The organism is Streptomyces amakusaensis (assembly GCF_039532665.1).
Lineage (GTDB): Bacteria > Actinomycetota > Actinomycetes > Streptomycetales > Streptomycetaceae > Streptomyces > Streptomyces amakusaensis.
Map to the genome: position 1 here is coordinate 24,967 of NZ_BAAASB010000038.1, position 4,408 is coordinate 29,374.

Consider the following 4,408-nt stretch of genomic DNA (forward strand, 5'->3'; position numbering starts at 1 on the left):
TGGGACTGCTCGGCTCCGTCCTGCCGACGGCTCTTCCTGTCTGGCTTCTGTTCTGGCTTCTGTACGAGGGATGCACGTATGAATGAGGAAAAACTCCGGTACTTCCTGAAGCGGGTGACGGCCGATCTCCACGAGACGCGCCGCCGTCTTCAGGAGGTCGAGTCGGAGGAACAGGAGCCGATCGCGATCGTCGGGATGAGCTGCCGCTATCCGGGCGGTGTCGAATCGCCCGAGGATCTGTGGCGGCTGGTGTCCCAGGAGACCGACGCCATTTCCCCCTTCCCCACCGATCGCGGCTGGGACATGGGGAGCCTCTTCGACGCGGACCCCGACGGCCGGGGCACGAGCTATGTGCGGGAAGGCGGCTTCCTGCACGACGCCAACCAGTTCGACCCGGCCTTCTTCGGGATCTCCCCGCGCGAGGCCACGGCGATGGACCCGCAGCAGCGCCTCCTCCTCGAAACCTCCTGGGAGGCCTTCGAGCGGGCGGGCATCGACCCGACCTCGCTGCGCGGCAGCCGTACCGGCGTCTTCGCCGGTGTCATGTACCACGACTACGCCTCAAGGCTGCGCGCCGTCCCCGAAGAGGTCGAGGGCTATCTCGGCACCGGCGGCTCCAGCAGCATCGCCTCCGGCCGGGTCTCGTACACCTTCGGCCTGGAGGGCCCGGCGCTCACCGTCGACACCGCCTGCTCCTCCTCCCTCGTCACCCTGCACCTGGCCATCCAGGCGCTCCGCGAGGGCGAGTGCACGCTAGCCCTCGCGGGTGGCGTCACCGTCATGGCCACGCCCGGCACCTTCACCGAGTTCAGCCGTCAGCGCGGACTCTCCTTCGACGGCCGCTGCAAGTCCTTCGCGGACTCCGCCGACGGCACCGGCTGGGCCGAGGGCGCGGGCATGCTCCTCGTGGAGCGCCTCTCCGACGCCCGGAAGAACGGCCACCCGGTGCTCGCGGTGGTCCGTGGCTCCGCCGTCAACCAGGACGGCGCGTCCAACGGACTCACCGCCCCCAACGGCCCCTCGCAGCAGCGCGTGATCCGGCAGGCCCTGGCCGACGCCCGGATCACGGCCGCCGATGTCGACGTGGTCGAGGCACACGGCACGGGGACGACCCTGGGTGACCCGATCGAGGCGCAGGCGCTGCTCGCGACCTACGGGCGGGAGCGCACCGAGGAGAACCCGCTGTGGCTGGGCTCCATCAAGTCCAACATGGGGCACACGCAGGCCGCCGCCGGTGTCGCGGGCATCATCAAAATGGTCATGGCGATCCGCCACGGCAGGATCCCCAAGACCCTGCACGTGGACGAGCCGTCGACCAACGTCGACTGGTCGGCGGGCGCCGTCTCCCTGTTGACCGAGGCCGTGGAGTGGCCGGAGACCGGCCGTCCGCGCCGCGCCGCCGTGTCCTCCTTCGGCATCAGCGGTACGAACGCCCACACCATCATCGAGCAGGCCCCGCCGCCGGAGACCGAGGAGCGGCCGGCCGACGCGGAGGGCTCCGACCAGGGCGAGCAGCAGGCCCCGGCGGTCCCCCGGACCGTCTCCGTGCCGCCCGTACTGCCCTGGCCGCTCTCGGGACGCACCGAGGAAGCCGTGCGCGCCCAGGCCGGCCGGCTGCTCGCCGAGCTGCGCGCCCACCCGGGGCACGCCCCGGCCGACATCGGCTTCTCCCTGGCCACCACCCGCGCCGCCCTGGAACACCGCGCCGTCGTCGTCGCGACGGACCCGGAGACCGCGCTGAAGGACCTCGCCGCGCTGGCGGCGGGCGAGACGACCGCGCGCATCGTCAGGGGCGAGCCCGGCACCCGAGGGAAGCTGGCGTTCCTGTTCACCGGGCAGGGGAGTCAGCGGCTGGGGATGGGTCGTGAGCTGTACGGCGCGTATCCGGTGTTCGCGGATGCGTTGGATGAGGTGTGCGCTCGGTTCGCTCCCGATCTGGCTCTGAAGGAAGCACTGTTCGGCGACGAGAGCGGTGCTCTCGATCAGACGGCCGCCACCCAGCCCGCGCTGTTCGCGGTCGAGGTGGCGCTGTTCCGGCTCCTTGAGTCGTGGGGCGTGCGTCCCGACTTCCTGTCCGGTCATTCGATCGGTGAGATCGCTGCGGCGCATGTGGCGGGGGTGTTCTCACTGGAGGACGCCTGCACGCTGGTCGCGGCCCGTGGTCGCCTGATGCAGGCGCTGCCTTCGGGGGGCGTGATGATCGCCGTGCAGGCCTCGGAGGAGGAGATCCTTCCGCTGCTTACCGATCGCGTCAGCATTGCCGCGATCAACGGTCCTACGTCCGTGGTGATCGCGGGTGACGAGAGCGCTGCTCTCGCTGTGGTCGAGCAGCTTCCGGACCGCAAGTCGAAGCGTCTCACCGTCAGTCACGCTTTCCACTCGCCGCACATGGACGGCATGCTGGACGCGTTCCGTACGGCGATCGCGGGGCTTTCGTACGGCAACCCGACGATCCCGATCGTCTCCAACCTCACCGGTGCTTTGGTCGGCGACGACATGTCGACTGCCGACTTCTGGGTACGCCACGTCCGCGAAGCCGTCCGCTTCCTCGACGGCATACGCGCCCTCGAAGCCGCCGGAGTCACCACCTACCTCGAACTCGGCCCGGCAGGAGTGCTGTCCGCCCTCGCCCAGACCTGTGTGAGCGGTGACGCCGCAGCCTTCGCGCCCCTGCTGAGCCCCGGCCGGTACGAGGCCGAGACCGTGACCACCGCTCTCGCGCGGGCCCAGGTCCGGGGGGTGGCCGTCGACTGGCAGGCGTACTACTCCGGCACCGGCGCGCGGCGCGTCGAGCTGCCGACGTACGCCTTCCAGCGCGAGCACTACTGGCTCGACGCCGGTCACCTCGGCGGAGACGTCACCACGGCGGGCCTCCGGTCCGCCGACCACCCGCTACTGGGCGCTTCCATCGCCCTGGCGGACGCCGACGGTCTGCTTCTCACCGGCCGGCTCTCGCTCGACACCCACCCCTGGCTCGCCGACCACGCGGTCGCGGGCAGTGTGCTGCTTCCCGGCACCGCCTTCGTCGAACTGGCGCTGCGCGCGGGCGACCAGGTCGGCTGTGACCTGGTCGAGGAACTCACTCTCGCAGCACCGCTGGTGCTGCCCGCCGACACCGGGGTCGAGTTGCAGATCACGGTCCTGGCCCCCGACGAGTCGGGACGCCGGTCCGTCGCCTTCCACTCCCGCGCCGACCACGCGGCGGACGACGAGCCGTGGGCACGCCACGCGACCGCCGTCCTCACCGACGGGGCCGGGACCCCGGCCTTCGACCTGACGGCCTGGCCGCCCGCCGGGGCCGAACCCGTACCGCTGGACGGGCTGTACGAGGGACTCGCCGACTCCGGCTTCGGCTACGGCCCGGTCTTCCAGGGGCTGCGCGCCGCCTGGCGGCAGGGCGAGGACGTCTTCGCCGAGGTCAGCCTCCCCGACGGCACCGAGCCCGGCGCGGCGCACTTCACCGTCCACCCGGCCCTGCTCGACGCCGCCCTGCACGCCATCGGCCTCGGCTCGCTCGTGGAGGACACCGGCCAGGGCCGGCTGCCGTTCGCCTGGAGCGGTGTCGCCGTCCACGCGGTCGGCGCGGACACTCTGCGCGTACGGCTCTCCCGGGCCGGCCAGGACACCGTGGCGCTGGAGATCGCCGACGCCGAGGGCGCGCCGGTCGCCTCCGTACGCGGCCTGGCCCTGCGCGCCTTCTCTCCCGAACAGCTCGCCGGGCCGGCCACCGGCCACGGTGACGCGCTGTTCCAGCTCGGCTGGTCCGCCCTGCCCCCAGGCGGTGCCGTCGCCCCGGCCGACGACTGGGCCGTCCTCGCCACCGGTCCGCAGGGGTACGCCGATCCGGCGGCACTCGACGCGCCGCCCGCCGGGAGCGACGTCTTCCCGACGACGCTGGTGGTGCCGTGTCCGCTGTCCGAGCCGGTCGCGGGCGATGTGCCCGCCGCCGTGCACACGGCGGCGGACCGTGCGCTGACCCTGGTGCAGCGGTGGTTGGCGGACGAGCGGTTCGCTGATGCGCGTCTGGTGTTCCTCACCCGGGGCGCGGTCGCGGCGGTCGCCGACGACACGGTGCCGGGACTGGCCCAGGCCGCGATCTGGGGTCTGGTGCGCTCCGCGCAGTCCGAGAACCCCGGCCGCTTCGGTCTGATCGATCTCGACGCCGAGAACAACACCGGCGCTGACGTCGACGGAGACCTCGGCATACCGGCCGATCTGCTGTCGGCGGCGCTCGCCTCGGGCGAGCCGGAGCTCGCGGTACGCGCCGGAGGACTGCTGATCCCCAGGCTGGTGCGGGCGGCGGTTCCGGAGGCTGTGAGTACGGGATTCGACCCGGCCGGCACGGTGTTGGTGACGGGTGCGAGTGGCACGCTGGGTGGTTTGTTCGCCCGTCATCTGGTGACGGAGC

General features: G+C 72.1%; 1 protein-coding gene. It reads left to right on the forward strand.

Annotated elements, in window-relative coordinates:
• Positions 1 to 78: 78 nt before the first annotated feature.
• On the forward strand, positions 79 to 4,408 hold a 4,330-nt coding region (locus tag ABD371_RS34710; protein ID WP_344486405.1), incomplete at its 3' end, for a type I polyketide synthase.